Origin of the sequence: Methylobacterium gossipiicola, assembly GCF_900113485.1 — a bacterium.
GTDB lineage: Bacteria > Pseudomonadota > Alphaproteobacteria > Rhizobiales > Beijerinckiaceae > Methylobacterium > Methylobacterium gossipiicola.
Genome location: NZ_FOPM01000005.1, coordinates 174,923 through 190,520, shown reverse-complemented (window position 1 = coordinate 190,520; position 15,598 = coordinate 174,923). Strand labels below are relative to the sequence as shown.

Here is a 15,598-nt window from a genome sequence, read left to right as displayed (position 1 = left end):
TCCGACGAACGCCGCGCGAGACCTTTGGAATGGCGGAGTTCGGTCCGTCTCAAGCGCCACGCGGGTTCGATATCCGGCGACCGCTTCGATGGAGCGGACGCCGGATCAGGCGTCGATGGTGAAGCACGCGCCCTTCTCGTTCGCCACTTCGAGGGTGGCGTTGATCTGGTCGAGCATGGCGCGCACGAGCTTCATTCCGAGGCCCGTGCCCCTCGGCTTGCGCTCGGTCCAACCGTCGGGAAGGCCCTCGCCGTCGTCGCAGACGCGGAGCCGCACCCTCCCGTCACCCCGGTCGCTGATGCTGACGGCGATATGCCCGCCCGCAGCCTCGCGGAAGGCGTACTTGAAGGCGTTGGTGACGAGTTCGGTGGCGATGAGCGAGAGCGCCACGGCCTTGCGGTAGGGCACCATCACGCCGGACTCGGCGGTGATGCCGATGGAGTGGCCGTCGCCCGCCATGCCGGACAGATCGCGGCATAGGTTCTCGATGGTCTGGCCGAGATCGACATCCTCGATGCTCTCGGCCTGATACAGGCTGTCATGCACACGCGCGACACTCATCACTCGTGCGGAGGTCTCCGCGAAGGCCTGGCGCGCTTCCGGGTCCTTGGTTTGGCGCTGCTGCATCTGCAGGAAGGCCGAGACGATCTGAAGAGAGTTTTTCACCCGGTGGTCGATCTCCCGGCTGAGCACGTCCTTCTGCTCCAGGGCGCGCTCCCGGTCGGCGAGGAGGCCGGTGAGTTCGATGATGGTGCGGCGCTGACGCAGCACGACGCCCTCGACCACTTGGGCCAGGGAGGTCGCGAAGGAGAGCTGCCACGCCGCCCACGGCTTCGAGAAGCCGCGCCGCTCCTCGACCCAGCGCTCGAACGATCGCCTCGGCAGGATCGGGGCCGATTCGTTGCCGGGCGTCACGGGCTTGCGCGGATCGCCACCCCACGACACCGTGCTCGGGACCTCGGGGCGAAACCACAGGAGTAGGTTTCGCCGCGATTCGTCGATGAAGACCGCCGCGAGGCCGCTCGCGCGATCCGCGAAGGTGGTGGCCGGCGGGTAGGCGGCGGAAAGACCGTGGGTGCTGTATCCGGCCTCGCCGGGTGGCACGGTGGCGCGCAGCCAGTCGCGCAATGCGCAGACCGCTTCGGGATCGGGCGTCAGGCCGATCACCGTCACGCCGTCCTCGGTGGCGATCGCCGCCCCCTCTGCCTCGAACAGATCGAGCATCGTGGTGTCGCCGTCCGTCAGGGCCGCCACGTAGTCGTCGGACCGTGTCAGCCGACGCACGAGCCGTCCCTCGGCGGCGAGGTGCGCCTGCTGGGCCTCCCAGAGGCGACGTCCCTCGATTTCCTGGACCCGCATGGCGAGGGCCTCGGCCATGAGGCTCGCCGTCGCGCGGGTTTCGGGCGGCACGTAGAGCGGCCGACGATGGTGGCCGATGAGCAGGCCCCACAGAACACCCCCGACGATGATGGAGGCCGACATCGAGCCGTTGACGCCGAGATTGCGCTGGTACTCGAGGTGAATCGGCGACAGCGAGCGGTGCTGCGCGAAGGTGAGATCGACGGGGGTTTCGGCCAGGGCGGCGTCGCCGAGGATCGGCACCGGCTCGGCGTCCCGGTCGGTGACGAAGCGGCTGCGGGAGCGGAGGTAGAGGGCGCGCGCCTGGGCGGGGATGTCGGACGCGGGAAAATGCAGGCCGAGGAGGGAGCGGGACCACGCCGCCGCCTTGGCCTCGGCGATGGCTTCGCCATTCCAGTCCGCGTCGAAGCGGTAGACGAGGACGCTGTCGAACCCGGTCATGGCGCGGACCTCGCGGGCCGTGGCCTCGGCGGCTTCGGCGACGGTCTGCGCCGCCCGCAGCCGTGCCACGGCCGGACCCGCATTCGATGGATGCGCCGATCCGAAATCGCCGGGGCGGTCCGGGATACCCTCGAGTTCGACGAGAACCCGACCGGCCTGCGCATGGGCGACGGCGAGGCAGGCGGGGGCGCCGTCGGGATACACACGATCCGCGATTGTCTGGTCCCCGCCCAATCTGCCCTTCGCCAGAGCCTCACGGAGACGAGACACGAACGCCAGCGGGAGGAGACGGTCGAGGGGGCAACCGAGCAGCTTGGTTGCCCTGCCGGGGAACGCCTCGGCGACGTTGGCGCTGTGGGCGAGGATCCTCAGGTCGGTCGCGTCCGCGACGAGCAGGACGGCGTCGGGCTGGATCGAGCCCGGGATATGGATCGGCTCACGCTCGCAGACGGAGACGTCCACGGGCTCCGCGCGCTCCCGGCGCTCCACGGCGGCCGCGCCCCGGCCCGCATCCCGTGGGGCAAGCGCTTCGACGGAGTCGAGGGTGATCCAGGCTTCCCGCGCCGGCGCATCCGTTCTCATGCGCAGATCGAAGCGCACCGGCCCCTCCGCCCGGTCGAGGGCGAAACGTCCGCCGGCATCGAGACGACCGCCGCGCAGGCCAGCGAGGAAGCGGCCCCGACCGCGCGGGACGTTGGCGCCCGGCACGAGATCGCGAAAGAAATCCCGGCCGACGAGCATCGCGCTCGGCTGGCCGAGCAGCGCGGCGGCGGCCGGGTTGGCCGCGCGCACAGTCCCGAGGGCGTCGACCCGAACGACCCCATGCGGCAGGCGCGCGATCTCGGCCTCCAACAGGTCGTCATACACCGAGCCGTCGTAATCCGGGCCGTCGGCGGGCATCGCGGGGTCGTCCCTTTCCGTCATGGCCCGACTTTCGAGGATACGTTTCTGTCGATCATAACACGGCGTAGGTCGAAGACCCTGCTCGCCGTTCGGCCGATCCTGGTCTCTTCGAAATCATGTCTGTGCCTTCGGCTGTCCGAGGGCGTCGCGCAAGGCGTTGGCGACCTGCTCGGCCGAATAGGGCTTGCGCACGAGGTCGAATCCATGGGTGTCGTCCTCGGCGAGCACGCCGCTGTAGCCGGTCGTCAGGATCACCGGCATCCCCGAATGGGTCGCCCGAAGCCGATGGGCGAGGGCGACGCCCCCCATGCCCGGCATCACCACGTCCGAGAACACGGCGTCGAACCGGGACGAATCCGCCTCGATCTCGGCCAGGGCGGCTTCGGCGTTGTGCGCCCACACGGTTTCGTGGCCGAGATCCTGCAGCAATTGCGTGCAGAAGCGGCCGACATCGAGATTATCCTCGACGACGAGGATGGTGAGGCGGCGGTCGCCGCCACCGCTTCGGACTTCGCGACGGATCTCCGCCGGTACCGGCGCCTCGACCTGGGGCAAGTAGAGGGTGAAGGTCGTTCCACGGCCCGGTTCACTCGTGACGTCGACATCGCCCCCCGATTGCTTGGCGAAGCCGATGACCTGACTGAGGCCGAGGCCGGTGCCCTTGCCGACTTCCTTCGTGGTGAAGAACGGTTCGAAGATTCGCGAGAGCAGGTCCGGGGCGATGCCCACGCCCTCGTCCGCGATGGCCAGGGCGGCGAAACGTCCGGAAGCTTCGGCATGACCCCGGATGCCCGGCAGGGTCGCCGCGCAGGTGAGACGCAGGGTCAGGGTGCCGGCGCCGTCCATGGCGTCGCGGGCGTTCACCACCATGTTCACCAGGGCGGTCTCGAACTGGCTCAGATCGGCCCGGACGTGGCAGGGCACGTCCGGCACCGTGGTGTCGATGCGGATGCGGGCCCCCGTCACGGCGTTCAGCATGTCGGCGACGCTCGCCAGACGCTCGCCGACATCGAACACCTCGGGCTTCAGGGCCTGTCGCCTTGCGAAGGACAGGAGCTGGCTCGTGAGCTTGGCGGCCCGGTCCACGGTGTCGCTCACCGCCGCAAGGTAGCGGCTGCGCCGCTCCGCCGGGAGGTCCGGTCGCTGCAGGAACTCAACCGACGACTTGATGACCGTCAGGAGGTTGTTGAAGTCGTGGGCGACGCCCCCCGTGAGCTGGCCCACGGCCTCCATCTTCTGCGCGTGGCGCAGGGCCTCCTCGGCGCGGCCGAGGCGTTCCTGCACCCGCAGGCGCTCGGAGATGTCCTGAGCATACTGGAAGGCGCCGATGCGGCGCCCGTCGTGATCGCGCAGGGTGGTGAACTTGAGTTCGTAGCGGGGCCGGTTCCGACTCGAATCGCCGAACTCTTCCACGAGCATGAATTCCTCGCCCGCGAGGGCTCGTCCCCATGTCGCCCGGATGGAGACGGCGACGTCGGGCCGGTGCGCGAGGAGGCCGACAATATCGTCGCCGATCCGGGGGCGGATACCGAACGCCGCCTCGAATTCCTCGATCCAGGCCCGGTTGGCGGCGAGCAGGCGGTAGTCCAGGTCCAGGGCCCCCACCATGGCGTCCGTGGTTTCGAACACGTCCGCCCAGAGCTTGCGCTGGAGCAGTGCCTGCGCGACCCGCTGCTCCAGGGTTTCGTTCAGGCGCCGCAGATCCGCCTCGGCCTGCTTGCGGTCATGCACATCCTCGACGACGCCATACCAGCGGATGATGGCACCGGCCTCGTTTCGGCGCGGCCAGGCGCGGGCGCGCATCCAGCGGTGGCCACCGACGGCCATGCGCAGGCGATAATCCACATCCACGGGCTCGCCGGCGGCGAGGGATGCCGACAGCACGGCACAGGTGCCCGGAATGTCGTCGGGATGGAGCGCATTGATCCAGCCGGTCCCGTCCGGTTCGCCGGGCGCCTGGCCGGTAAGATCGAGCCAGCGCTTCGAGTACGAGGTGATGTTGCCGTCGGGGTCGCAGGTCCAGGGCACCTGCGGGTTGAGCTCCACTGTCTGCCGGAAATGCTCCTCGCTCTCGCGGAGCGCCCGGTCGGCGAGAACCCGCGCCGTGGTCTCGTTGGTGAGGATGAAGAGGCCGGCGACGGCGCCGTCCCGGTCGAGCACCCGCGAGTAGGAAAACGAGAACCAGGTGTCGGCGGCCCCCCGATCCGTATCGAGCTTCCAGGGCAAGTCGTCGAAGCGCCGGCTCCGGCCGGCGAACGCCGCGTCGATGATCGGTTCCGCCTGCGCCCAGGCATCGGCCCAGACCACGTCGAAGCGCTCGCCCATCGCCCAGGGCAGGCGGGGTCCGAGCAGGGGGAAATAGGTATCGTTGAAGAAGAAGCTGAGTTCCGGCCCCCAGGCGAGGATCATCGATTCCGGTGAGTTGAGCACAAGGCTCAACGCCGTACGGAACTCCGGAGACCAAGTCTCGGGCGGCCCGAGGGGGTGGCGCGACCAGTCGCGCGCGCGAATCATGCGGGCGGCCTCGCCGCCGCCCGCGAGAAAGGCCAGGGCGTCGCTCATCGGATCGCTGGACGGGGAGAGCGAGACGTCCGGGACCGGGAACTCCCGGGCAGGAGTTGTCGATGAAAGCGCATGCGAGCGTTTGGCCCCGTGGTGACGGACATGCAACGCGGTGCCCTGCCGCAAACCGACGGTTCGGGCGAGTCGAATCACCCGGTTCGGCGGCGACGCTGAACTCAATATTCTGTGAACGCGGCGGACGGACACGATCCCCGATCAAGGGACAGTGTTCGGCGCGGCCTCAAAACGGTGGGTGGACGCTTCGCGCCGTGCGCGCGACGAAGGCCGCGCTTGCCAGTCGCTTCGGGTGCGGGCAGCTTGGCTCGGCGTTTCGCGCGATCGATGGCAGCCGACGCCTCCGCGCATCCGTCGTGAAAGACCCAGGATCGACATCATGGCCCTTGAGAGGATCGAGAACGGCGTGCTGCCCCGCCTGGACCGCCGCGCGTTCCTCGTCGGCTCGGCCGCCGGCCTCGGCGCCCTCGGCCTCGCCGGCTGCGTGAATACCGATGGGGCGCTGCGTGCCGAGGCGGCGAAGACCTACGGACCGATGCCGGGCGAAAAGTTTCCGATCCCGGCGACCGATATCAGCAAGCTCGATCCGAAATACTTTCGTCGGACGGTCCCGTACGTGACCAAGGAGGCGGCTGGGACGATCGTGGTCGATCCGCGCAATTTCTACGTCTACCGCGTCGAGGGTGACGGAACCGCCACGCGCTACGGCGCCAATGTCGGCCGCGACGGGTTCCTCTGGAGCGGGGACGCCTATGTCGGCCGTAAGTCCGAATGGGCGACTTGGACGCCGCCCAAGGAGATGATCAAGCGTCAGCCCGAGGCCGCGAAATACGCGCGCGGCATGCCGGGCGGCCTCGACAATCCCCTCGGTGCCCGCACGCTCCATCTCTACCAGAACGGCGCCTATACGCTCTACACCATCTACGCCAGCAGCGACCCCGACACCATCGGCAGCGGCATCACCAGCGGCTGCGTCGGCCTGCTCAGCCAGGACATGATCCACCTTTACGCCCAGACCCCGGTAAAGACGAAGGTGGTCGTTCTACCCGCTTGAGGCATCCCTGCCCGCGATCCCCGGTGGCGTTTCGGCACGCCCGGGACCCGGGATCGTCGTCGGACCATCACGGTCGAGGGTTCAGCGGAGCTGGACTCTTGCGCTCGGCACGTTTGCCCGATCCCCGCGCGGCTTCGGGGGCTCGAAGCGGCGGGCGAACCACCCATGCGCGGCCATCCCGAGCAGCATGGCGCCGACGAAGACGAACACCGGCAGGGCTCCCGTGGACAGGGCCGCCATGGCTGGGCCGGGGCAAAACCCGGAGAGGCCCCAGCCGATGCCGAATAGGGCCGCACCCGCGAGCAGCGGCCCGTCGATCCGGGCTCGCGGCGGCAGGTCAAACCCGGCGTCGAAGGCCGGGCGCGGCAGGCGACGCGCCAGGGCGTAGCCGAGGCCGGCGACGCTCACCGCCCCGCCCAGCACGAAGGCGAGGGTCGGGTCCCATGCGCCCGCGATGTCGAGAAAGCCCCGCACCCGCGCCGGATCGAGCATGCCCGACAGGGACAGACCCAGACCGAACAGCAACCCGGCGATCAGGGCCGCCGCCAACCGCCGCGCGGCGCTCATGCGAATCCCCGCACGATGGCGACGGTGAGCATTCCCGTGGTGAGAAACATCAGCACCGCCGCGAGGGAGCGCGGTGAGAGCCGGGCGAGACCGGCCACGCCATGACCGCTGGTGCAGCCCGATCCGAGACGGGTGCCGAAGCCGACGAGAAGGCCGGCGACGCCCAAGACCGGCAGCGAGGCGACGAACCGCATGTCGGGCCAAGCCCCCGCCAGGGCGGCAAAGACCGGCGGCCCGGCGATCAGACCGCCGACGAAGGCGGCGTCCGTCCACCAGCGTTCCCCCCGATCGCGGCCGAGGCCCGCGACGAGGCCGCTGATTCCGGCGATGCGCCCGTTGAGCAGCATCAGCAGGGCCACCGACAGGCCGATCAGGCCTCCGCCGATGAGCCCGGAGAGATACGTGGTCATGTCTCGAAAGCGTGCCCGACTCGTTTCACTATTGGAATTTGTCAGCGTTCGTCCTGACAGATGCTTGTTCTGACGATTTGCAGCGGTCGACCGGCGGCCGTCAACAGATGAATTTTCTGTTTTGATAAGGTTCCGAGAAGGTTTTGCCCACGATGCCGGTTTGGCCGGGGCTTCCTTGTCGGGCGCTGAAAGAGGGTCGCACACCGGTGTGTCCGGACTGCGAAGTCATGAGATCGTCGATGATCGATTTCGTCCGGCGCGACACGGTCGGGGGCGAGGTCCACGCGTCGTCGTTGTCGCTCAAGCCCCGGCCGCCTTCAGCTTCGCCACCTTGTCTTCCAATTCCTTCGCGGCCTGACCGAAGAGGTCCGAGCGTCGGCGAAGCGCCTCCTGCTTGCCCTTGGTTGCGGCGGCCTGCGCCTTGTCGTCGGCCTTGCGCATCCGCGCGCGGAACTTTGTCGCCAGCGCCTCGTAGTCCGCCGCGATCCGACCATTCGTCTTGGCGGTCTCGCGCTTCACGCGATCCTGATAGTCATCCTTGGCCATCTGTGGGATTTTCCTCGTACCCGGCGAAACCGGCGGTCTTCGTACGAAGCCCGCTCGTTCCGCATACGAGGTGTCTCACCGAATGGCATCCACCGTCAGGAGCGGGTCTCAGCCTCGAACCGGTCATAGATCGCATCGCGGCGCCGGGGCGCCGCGTAGTGAGCGCGCAACAGATTTGTCCGGTTCAGCAGATGGGCTTCGATCTTGTCACTTAAGCGTCCGACCGGTCCGACGAGGGCATCGAAGCCCAGGGTGAGACCCTGAACGATCCCCCGGACGACGGCCGCGATAGAATGGGCGATGCGGTGAAGGAACGTCATGGCGACCTGTCGCGAGGGAATTGTGCAGGCGCTCAGGTAGGGCGTCACGCCACCCAGTCCTCGCGACCGAAAGTAGCATGACGGCGAGGGAACGACGGCGATGGGATATTCGGCGGGCGACATCGGAGGCGCGTTCGAGCCGTCGTTCTCCCCATGCCGAAGCCGTGGCTTCGGTGACGGAGGCCCAGATAGCCGGCATCGCTATCGGCCACGCTGCGCCCATGGCGATGACGGAACGGGCGCGTGCAGTGCCTAGGACATCCCTCCCATCGCGCGGTGATCGGCGATGACCTCGGCGTAGAGGCGTTCGCAGCCGTCGAGCCAGACATCGTGGGTGAAGTGGCGCCGCACGCGGTCATGCGCCGTCCGACGGGGAATCGCCAGGGCCACGCCGATGGCTTCGGCGAGAGTCGCTTGGTCATCGGGCGGCGCGAAGGCACCGGCCGCGCCGATGACCTCGCGGGCGGCGCCCCGGTCGAAGCTCGCCACCGGCAGGCCGCAGGCCATGGCTTCGATGGCGACGAGTCCGAACGGCTCATCCCAGCACGGCGTGAACAGGAACACCGAGGCCCTGCCGACCTCCGCCGCGAGGGCGGGGCCGTCGAGGAGGCCGCCGTACCGGATGGCGCCGCCCAGGAGCGGTTTCACCGTGCTTTCCCAGTAGTCCGTGTCCTCCGTCGAGCCGAACAGGGTCAGACCGATTCCGGCCCGTTGCGCCGCTCGGATCGCGTGGTGCGTGCCCTTGTAGGGCGTGATTCGGCCGCACCAGACGGCACTGCCGTCGCCCTCCGGGCGATAGGGCCATTGCGCCGGATCGATGCCGTTGTGCAGCACCGATACCCCTTCGACCTCCTTGTCCGGGAACCAGGCGTGCAATTGCCCGCCCGACGTCACGGTGATCCGGTGGGCCGGCGATAGGCTGTTGTGCACGAACCACCGCAGGGCATCGTAGGGCGGCACGTGCAGGGACGTGACGGTCGGGACCTTGGCCGTGCGCTCGGGCGCGAGGGGCAGGCGGCTCAGCGAGTTGTTGTGCAGCACGTCGAACCCGCCCGCCGCGATCCGGTCGAGGGCGGCGCCGTAGCCCGCATCGAGGGCGGCGATGAGGGCCGGATTGCCGGTGTGCTCCTGGCCCGGGAACGTCTTCTCCTGATGCTCGGCCAGGACCGGATCGAGGGTGAAGCGCGGATCGCTGTCGCCGGAGGCGAACAGCACCACCTCGTGGCCGCGCGCCCGCAGTCCCTGGGCGAGGTGCCAGCTATGGGCCTCCATGCCCCCCCGGAACGGCGGCGCGATGGGTTGGCGCGCATGCGCCAGCAGGGCGATTCTCACGCGGGTTCGGCCGCCGCGAGCCGGGCGTCGAGGGCGCGGATCACCGAGGCGGTGTTGGTGTAGGGCAGATGGCTCTCGTGAGCGGTCAGGGCGAGATCGTCGGCGTCGGGCGCCCGCAGGATGCGGATCGGCTGCCCCGGCGTATCGTCGATGAGGCCGAGGCGGCGGAACGCGTAGAGCCAGTGCCCCATGGTGCGGTAGCCCCATTTCGCCTCGAAGCGCTCGGCGTTGCGGACCACGCTGTCGAGATGATGGATCGGCGGCATGTGGTGCGGATGGTACTGGTGATAGGCCCGCGCGCCCCTCACCCACGCGATGGCGACGCCCTGCTGATCCAGAGTCTTGCCGAAATCCGTGTCCTCGCCGCCATAGCCCGTATAGCCCTCGTCGAACCCGCCGGTGGCCAGGAAGGTCGCCCGCCGCATGGCGAAGTTGAGCGACCAGAAGCAACGGTAATCGGTGCAGATCTCGATGTCCCCGGCCGGCGGCCCGCGCCGATCGGAATGCTTCTCGCCCACCGCCGCGAATGCCTCCGTGGTCCAGTCGCCCCGCGTGGCCCCGCCCGGCAGGTAGAGCACCTCGCCCATGAGGAGCCCGTCGAGGGCGTCGAGGCGCTCGGCGTAATCCGCCACCAGGGTGGGGGCCGGGATGCAATCGACGTCGAGGAAGACGATCCCCTCCCCCGTGGCCTTGGAGACGGCGCGGTTGCGGGCGGCGGCCAGGGGCAGCGGATCGGAGGCCAGCGCGATCTGCCGGACGGGGAACGGCGCCTCGGGCAGCGCGTAGGGCTCCGCCTGCATGCGGGCGACGATGAGATCGACGGGTTTCTGCGTTTGGCGCATCAGGCCGAGCACCATGTTGGTCAGGTGCGCGGGCCGACCCTTCGCCAGGGTCACGACGGAAATGCCGAGCATCGAGGGAGGTCCGGAAGGGAGGGAGGGGTCAGGCGACGGCGCCGGCCCAGAGTTCGTCCGTGAGGCTCTCCAGCCAGCGGGCCGCGCGGGCGGCGGCCTCCGGGGCGTGGAGGGCGCGCAGGGTTTCGCCGTCGAGGCCCCGAGCGCGGTCGAGGAGGTTGCGCCAGCCCGCGAAGTCGCCGGGCCATTGCGGGGCCTGCACGGCAGCGCCGAGGCGGACCAGGGCTTCGGCCTTGCGCGTCTGCTCGCCGAAATAGCGCCATTCCGGCATCACCACGAGGCGGCCGCCGACCCGCGCGACCTCATGCACGGTGTTGTCGCCGGCCGAGGCGATGACGATGTCGGCGGCGGCGAGGTAGTCCGTCACTGAGCCGACCCAGCCGAGTTCGCGCAGGTTGGCGAAATCCGTCTCGTGGCCCTCGCGGTGGGTCGGCCCGAGGGTGAGCCAGAGGGCGTCGGGTACGGCGCGGGCCGCCACCGTGAGGGGCGCGTAGGGCGTGCCGCTGCCCCCGCCCCCCGTCACGGCCACGATGATCTCTTGCGCCGGGTCGAGGCCCAGCCGGGCACGGGCTTCGGCGCGGGACGGCACCGGATCGACGGTGGTGCACAGGCCGCCGCTGTAGAAGGTCTTGGCCCGCAGGTCTTCGGGGTAGTCGTCCTGCTCCAGGCGTTCATCGAAGGGCGCCAGCATGCCGACGCAGGCCTCGTAGGAGCCGATATGGCCGATGTCGGAGCGGTCGCCGTGCATGCGGATCTGCACGGCCGGAACGCTGGCGGCCCTGGCCAGCAGGGCGATCTCGGCCGAGACGTCGATCACGAACAGGCCGACGCCCCGGTCGTCGAGGTGGTCGAGGATCGTCCGCATGGTCCGGCGCATCTCGGGCACGCCCAGCGGCACGCAATGCATCACCCGAGGCGTCGGCTCGGCGAAGAGACGGGGCGTCGGCACCGCCGCGCCGATCATGTTGGGCAGCGCCACGACCTCGATGTCGCGGGAAAACCCGTCGAACAAACTCGGATCGGCGGTCAGCACCGAGACCGGGCGCGCGTGGGAAAATTCCGCCACCAGGGCGCGGGTGCGGTTGGCGTGTCCGCGTCCCTGGTGGTGGACGAAGAAGGCGATGGGCTTCGGCATCGATCTCGGGGCGTCTTCAGGAAAACAGGCAGGTGCCGGGCTGCCGGGCGGCGGCGATTTCGGCCGGCGACGGCGTCGCGAGGCGTTCGATCATCGTCCCGTCCGGGTCCCAGGCGATGAACCCGGCCTCGCGGAACTGGCCGAGCCAGTATTCCATGCACCAGCGGCCGTGGCGGGCGTGGAACCGGGCGGCGTTGCGCAGGATGGGCTCGAAATGATGAAGCGGCGGTACGTGGACGGGGTGGTGCTGGTGATAGGCGCGGGCGCCGGCGATCCAGTGTGTCGACAGGCCGGAGGCGGCGAGGCGAACGGCGAAATCCGTCTCCTCGGCGCCGTAGCCCGTGAAAGCCTCGTCCATGCCACCGATGCGGGCATAAGCCTCGGCCGGGAGTGCGAAGGACAGGCCCCAGAGTTCCATCGGGTTCAACTCCAGGCGTGAGCCCACCGTCGGGACCGGCGGACGCGCGGGATGTACCTGTCCGAGACGGTCCAGGGCAGCGTCATCGAGGTTCGGCCCCACGGCGCCCTCTGGGAGATACAGCACTTCCCCGAGCAGCAGGGCTTCGGTCTGAATCTCGGCGTAGGCCGCCACGAGGTTCGGGCCGGGGATGCAATCGACGTCGAGGAAGATCAGGCGCTCGCCCTGCGCCGCCGCGGCGGCCCGGTTGCGGGCGGCGGCCAGCGGCATCGGCTCGCCGGGGACGTGCAGGTGGCGGACGGGACAGCCGGGATCGGGCAGATCCGGTGCCACGTCCGGCTGCATCCAGGCAATTACCAGTTCGAGGGGGGCGAGGCTCTGGCGGGCGAGGCCGCGCATGAGGTTGCGCAGGTGTTCGTCCCGGCCCCGCACGAGGGTGAGGACACTGACGGCTCTACTCGGCATGGGCCGGCAACATGCGGAAATGCGCTACGCCTTCGATGATGCCGCGCGCATGCGAGGCCCGCGCGACGTAGGAATGGCCCAGCGCCGCGTGGCTCGCGAGATCGTCGGAGAAGTTGGCCACGATGATGGCCTGGCGCCGGGCCCGCAGCATCTCGACATCGTTCCCGGAATCACCGGCCACGAACACGTCACCCTCCGACAGGCCGTAGAGTGCCCGAACGTGATCGACGGCGGTACCCTTCGAGGCCGCCGGCGGCAGTACGTCGAGGTAGCGGCCGTGGCTGTGGATGATCGAGGCCGCCAGCCCCGCCGCGTCGAGGGTTGCGCGGGCTGTCTGAGCCAACGCGGCATCGCCGAAATAGCTGAGCTTGTGCGTGCGTTGCTCCAGGGGACCTTGGGGCGTGAGGCCGGGCACCCCCGACAGGACCGCCTTCACGCCCGCCCGATCCCAATCACGGGACACGACGGCCCGCCACGCCGTATCGGCGCCGTAGCTCACCCCGTTGGCATCGAGGTGGTAGATCTCGGACCCCACCGAGGTGATCATCACCTGCGGACGCGGGCTCGCTTGCTGTTCGAGGATCGCCATCGCGCTGTGGAACGAGCGGCCCGTCGCGACCCCGAAGGCGAGGCCTTCCTGCTCGCTGCGCCACAGGCGGAAGGCGCGGAGCCCGGCGTCGCAGCCGACCAGGGTGTTGTCGATATCGCAGATGAGGAGTTGGCGCGGCTCGCCCGGGTGCGGCTCGGAGGCGCACAGGGTCCGCAGCAGGGCGTGATAGCGCGCGGCGTGGCGATCCCAGTCGTAGGCCGCCGCCGCGCGGGCACCCCCGGCCACGAAGCGGGCGCGCAGCTCCGGCTCGTCGAGGATGCGCAGGCAAGCTCGGGCGATGTCGGCGGGCGCGCGGGGATCGACCAGAAGGCCGTTGCCGCATGTCTCGACGATGTCGTTGGGGCCACCGCTATCGGTGGCCACCAGGGGCAGGCCGGCGGCGGACGCCTCCAGCAGGGTCAGGCCGAAGGGCTCGTTGAGGGCCGGGTTGACGAACACGCCGCCGCGCACGCGGGCATAGGCGTAGAGGGCCGGCACATCCTCGGGGCGGTGGGTCTTGGGGTAGGCCACCCGTCCGTAGAGGTCGTAGCGGTCGATGAGATCGAGGAGTTCGCGCAGGGTCTCGGCCATGCCGCCGTCGAGGCTGTCGAGGTCGCCCCGGGTTCCTGCGACGAGCACGAGGTTGGCGCGGGCCTGAAGCGCCGGGTTCTCGCCGTAGGCGGTGACCAGGGCGGCGAGGTTCTTGCGCGCCACCGGGCGGGCCAGGGCCAGCAGGGCCGGCTTGCCGGGCTCGCGCAGGAAGCGGTCGATGCTCGCATCCACCCGTCTGCAGGGTCGCGCCGCCTGGAAGCGGGCGAGATCGCTGCCCGGCGGCAGGACCCGGATGAGGCCGGGATCATAGGACTTGTACAGCGCGTACTGGACTTCCGCCTCATCGCGCGAGGAGGCGATAACAAGGGCGGCGCGGGCGAGGGCCGTCTCCTCGGCGGCGATGCGGTGCCCGAGGGATGGGGTTTCGGGGGTCAGGGATCCGAGGGCCTTCGCCTTCACCCGCCCGAGGGAATGGGCTGTGAACGCGAACGGGATGCCGAGACGGTCCTCCACCCTGGCCGCCACGGCGGCGGCATCGGCGTAATGGGCGTGGATGACGTCGGGGCGGACCGGCTGGCCTTCGATCCAGGCTATGAGCGCCTGCGCCAGGCTCGCGACTTCGCCGTGGAGATCTTCCTTCGCCAGGTAGCCGGGCGAGGAACTCGCCAGCCGCACGATGCTCACCTTTGGGGAAACCCGTTCCTCCGGTACGGCGTAATCGGCGCCGAGCGGGCCGTTGAAGAGGCGGGTCGCCACCACGATCCGGTCGATGCCCGTGTCCTGGTCGCAGGCCCGGACGAGGTCGAGCAGGTAGCGGATATGGCCGCCCGTATCGGCGGTGAGGCCGTAGGCCACATCCTCGCCGCGAAGACATCCCTGTAGCGCGATATGAACAACGAACATCAGCGGTACGCTACCGACCGATCATGCTCGAAAAAGTCGATGATTTTGATGAATGCTCTCTCAGCACAACCTGTCATCCGAGTCGCCCAGGTTGCACCGAACATCTTTCCGACTCCTCCTCTACATCATGGGGGCACGGAGCGCATCGTCCACGATCTGAGCGTAGCCTTACAGAATGCAGGAGTTGAGGTAACGCTGTTCGCCCCTTCCGACAGTGCGACACATCTCCCGCGGGTCGGCGATTATCCCAGCCTCGCGGCCCTGGAGGCACGTGAAGGGCGCGTCGCCCCGGGGGTGCCGGCGGCCCTGGAAGCCTTGCAGATGGAGGCGCTTACCCGTCGCCTCGACGCCTTCGACATCGTGCATTGTCACGGCGAATTCGCCCATGCGACGATTCTGGGCGCGCGGCGATGCCGCAGCCTCACCACCGTGCATTGGCGGGTGGACGAGCGTGACCGCGCCCTGTTCTTCGCGGGCTTTCCCGATTTACCGGTGGCGGCGATCTCGGTCGCGCAGGAAGCGGGCATCCCCCTGGCGAACCGGGCCGGCATCGTGCACCACGGCATCGCCCGCGACCGCTACGCCCCGCGCGCCGTGCCGGGCGACCACGTCGCCTTCATCGGCCGGATGACCGACCAGAAGCGGCCGGACGTCGCCATCCGCGTCGCGCGGGCGGCGGGCCTGCCCATCCGCCTCGCCGGAACCATCGATGTCGGCAATCCCGGATATTTCGACGCTGCGGTCCGCCCGCTGCTCGGGGACGACGCCGTCTATGTCGGGCCGGTGGACGATGCGGCCAAGGGGCGGCTGCTCGGCGATGCCCGGGCGCTGCTGTTTCCCATCGATTGGCCCGAGCCGTTCGGCCTCGTGATGATCGAGGCCATGGCCTGCGGCACGCCGGTGATCGCCTGGAATCGCGGCTCCGTGCCGGAGATCGTCGAGGACGGGGTGACGGGGTTCATCGTGTCCTCGGAGGCCGAAGCCCTGGCGGCCATCGGGCGCCTGCATACCCTCGACCGCGCGACGGTGCGACGGCGCTTCGAGGCGCGCTTCACCGCCGAGCGCATGGCCGCCGACTACCTGGCGATCTACCGGCGGCTCCTGGCTCGATGA

14 protein-coding genes are annotated in these 15,598 nt (G+C 69.4%); 2 read left to right on the top strand and 12 right to left on the bottom strand.

The features are described 5' to 3' along the window. Positions 1–105 precede the first annotated feature (105 nt). Together BM249_RS06230 and BM249_RS06225 are read right to left on the bottom strand one after the other, a co-directional pair. Complete coding sequence (locus BM249_RS06230; RefSeq protein ID WP_091970125.1) at positions 106–2,700, bottom strand: histidine kinase dimerization/phosphoacceptor domain -containing protein; 2,595 nt, start codon at positions 2,698–2,700, stop codon at positions 106–108. A gap of 117 nt (positions 2,701–2,817) precedes the next feature. Then, positions 2,818–5,028, bottom strand: coding sequence for a PAS domain-containing protein (locus tag BM249_RS06225; RefSeq protein ID WP_425284800.1), 2,211 nt, complete (start codon positions 5,026–5,028; stop codon positions 2,818–2,820). Between the two features lie 631 nt (positions 5,029–5,659). Here BM249_RS06225 and BM249_RS06220 point away from each other — a divergent pair. Continuing rightward, entirely contained in the window at positions 5,660–6,334 is a 675-nt protein-coding gene (locus BM249_RS06220) for a L,D-transpeptidase (protein ID WP_091970015.1), read from the top strand. An 81-nt stretch (positions 6,335–6,415) separates the two neighbouring features. Here BM249_RS06220 and BM249_RS06215 read toward each other — a convergent pair whose 3' ends face one another. The 10 genes from BM249_RS06215 to BM249_RS06175 all read right to left on the bottom strand — a co-directional run bounded on the left by BM249_RS06215 (position 6,416) and on the right by BM249_RS06175 (position 14,485). After that, on the bottom strand, positions 6,416–6,901 hold the full coding sequence (locus BM249_RS06215; RefSeq protein ID WP_244528610.1) for a YeeE/YedE family protein: 486 nt from the start codon (positions 6,899–6,901) through the stop codon (positions 6,416–6,418). Next, the gene (locus BM249_RS06210; protein WP_091970013.1) at positions 6,898–7,311 is read right to left on the bottom strand and encodes a YeeE/YedE family protein; all 414 of its coding nucleotides are present in this window, start codon (positions 7,309–7,311) and stop codon (positions 6,898–6,900) included. The genes BM249_RS06215 and BM249_RS06210 overlap by 4 nt, the downstream gene beginning before the upstream one ends. A 100-nt stretch (positions 7,312–7,411) precedes the next feature. Next, the gene (locus BM249_RS21145) at positions 7,412–7,615 is read right to left on the bottom strand and encodes a hypothetical protein (protein WP_143103694.1); all 204 of its coding nucleotides are present in this window, start codon (positions 7,613–7,615) and stop codon (positions 7,412–7,414) included. Further along, positions 7,612–7,830, bottom strand: a complete 219-nt coding sequence (locus BM249_RS06205) for a hypothetical protein (RefSeq protein WP_143103693.1) — start codon at positions 7,828–7,830, stop codon at positions 7,612–7,614. The genes BM249_RS21145 and BM249_RS06205 overlap by 4 nt, the downstream gene beginning before the upstream one ends. Positions 7,831–7,952: 122 nt before the next feature. After that, positions 7,953–8,225: a hypothetical protein gene (locus BM249_RS06200; protein WP_143103692.1), complete on the bottom strand. Its 273-nt coding sequence runs from the start codon at positions 8,223–8,225 to the stop codon at positions 7,953–7,955. 204 nt (positions 8,226–8,429) lie between these two features. Continuing rightward, positions 8,430–9,509 (bottom strand): glycosyltransferase, encoded by a 1,080-nt coding sequence (locus BM249_RS06195; RefSeq protein ID WP_091970008.1) that lies wholly within the window; start codon positions 9,507–9,509, stop codon positions 8,430–8,432. Continuing rightward, positions 9,506–10,423 (bottom strand): galactosyltransferase-related protein, encoded by a 918-nt coding sequence (locus tag BM249_RS06190; protein WP_091970007.1) that lies wholly within the window; start codon positions 10,421–10,423, stop codon positions 9,506–9,508. The genes BM249_RS06195 and BM249_RS06190 overlap by 4 nt, the downstream gene beginning before the upstream one ends. Before the next feature lie 28 nt (positions 10,424–10,451). Continuing rightward, positions 10,452–11,558 (bottom strand): glycosyltransferase, encoded by a 1,107-nt coding sequence (locus tag BM249_RS06185; protein WP_091970006.1) that lies wholly within the window; start codon positions 11,556–11,558, stop codon positions 10,452–10,454. A gap of 16 nt (positions 11,559–11,574) precedes the next feature. Then, positions 11,575–12,441: a glycosyltransferase family 2 protein gene (locus BM249_RS06180; protein ID WP_091970005.1), complete on the bottom strand. Its 867-nt coding sequence runs from the start codon at positions 12,439–12,441 to the stop codon at positions 11,575–11,577. Next, positions 12,431–14,485, bottom strand: coding sequence for an HAD-IIB family hydrolase (locus BM249_RS06175; protein ID WP_091970004.1), 2,055 nt, complete (start codon positions 14,483–14,485; stop codon positions 12,431–12,433). The genes BM249_RS06180 and BM249_RS06175 overlap by 11 nt, the downstream gene beginning before the upstream one ends. Here BM249_RS06175 and BM249_RS06170 point away from each other — a divergent pair. After that, positions 14,471–15,598 carry a glycosyltransferase family 4 protein gene (locus tag BM249_RS06170; RefSeq protein WP_342029847.1) on the top strand — a complete coding sequence of 376 codons (1,128 nt, stop codon included), beginning with the start codon at positions 14,471–14,473 and terminating at the stop codon, positions 15,596–15,598. The genes BM249_RS06175 and BM249_RS06170 overlap by 15 nt on opposite strands.

Bases quoted from the DNA above. Each gene is read 5' to 3' on its own strand.
- BM249_RS06230 (WP_091970125.1), bottom strand. From the start codon at position 2,700: ATGCCCGCCGACGGCCCGGATTACGACGGCTCGGTGTATGACGACCTG.
- BM249_RS06225 (WP_425284800.1), bottom strand. From the start codon at position 5,028: ATGGGCGAGCGCTTCGACGTGGTCTGGGCCGATGCCTGGGCGCAGGCG.
- BM249_RS06220 (WP_091970015.1), top strand. From the start codon at position 5,660: ATGGCCCTTGAGAGGATCGAGAACGGCGTGCTGCCCCGCCTGGACCGC.
- BM249_RS06215 (WP_244528610.1), bottom strand. From the start codon at position 6,901: ATGAGCGCCGCGCGGCGGTTGGCGGCGGCCCTGATCGCCGGGTTGCTG.
- BM249_RS06210 (WP_091970013.1), bottom strand. From the start codon at position 7,311: ATGACCACGTATCTCTCCGGGCTCATCGGCGGAGGCCTGATCGGCCTG.
- BM249_RS06190 (WP_091970007.1), bottom strand. From the start codon at position 10,423: ATGCTCGGCATTTCCGTCGTGACCCTGGCGAAGGGTCGGCCCGCGCAC.
- BM249_RS06185 (WP_091970006.1), bottom strand. From the start codon at position 11,558: ATGCCGAAGCCCATCGCCTTCTTCGTCCACCACCAGGGACGCGGACAC.
- BM249_RS06180 (WP_091970005.1), bottom strand. From the start codon at position 12,441: ATGCCGAGTAGAGCCGTCAGTGTCCTCACCCTCGTGCGGGGCCGGGAC.
- BM249_RS06170 (WP_342029847.1), top strand. From the start codon at position 14,471: ATGAACAACGAACATCAGCGGTACGCTACCGACCGATCATGCTCGAAA.
- BM249_RS06175 (WP_091970004.1), bottom strand. From the start codon at position 14,485: ATGTTCGTTGTTCATATCGCGCTACAGGGATGTCTTCGCGGCGAGGAT.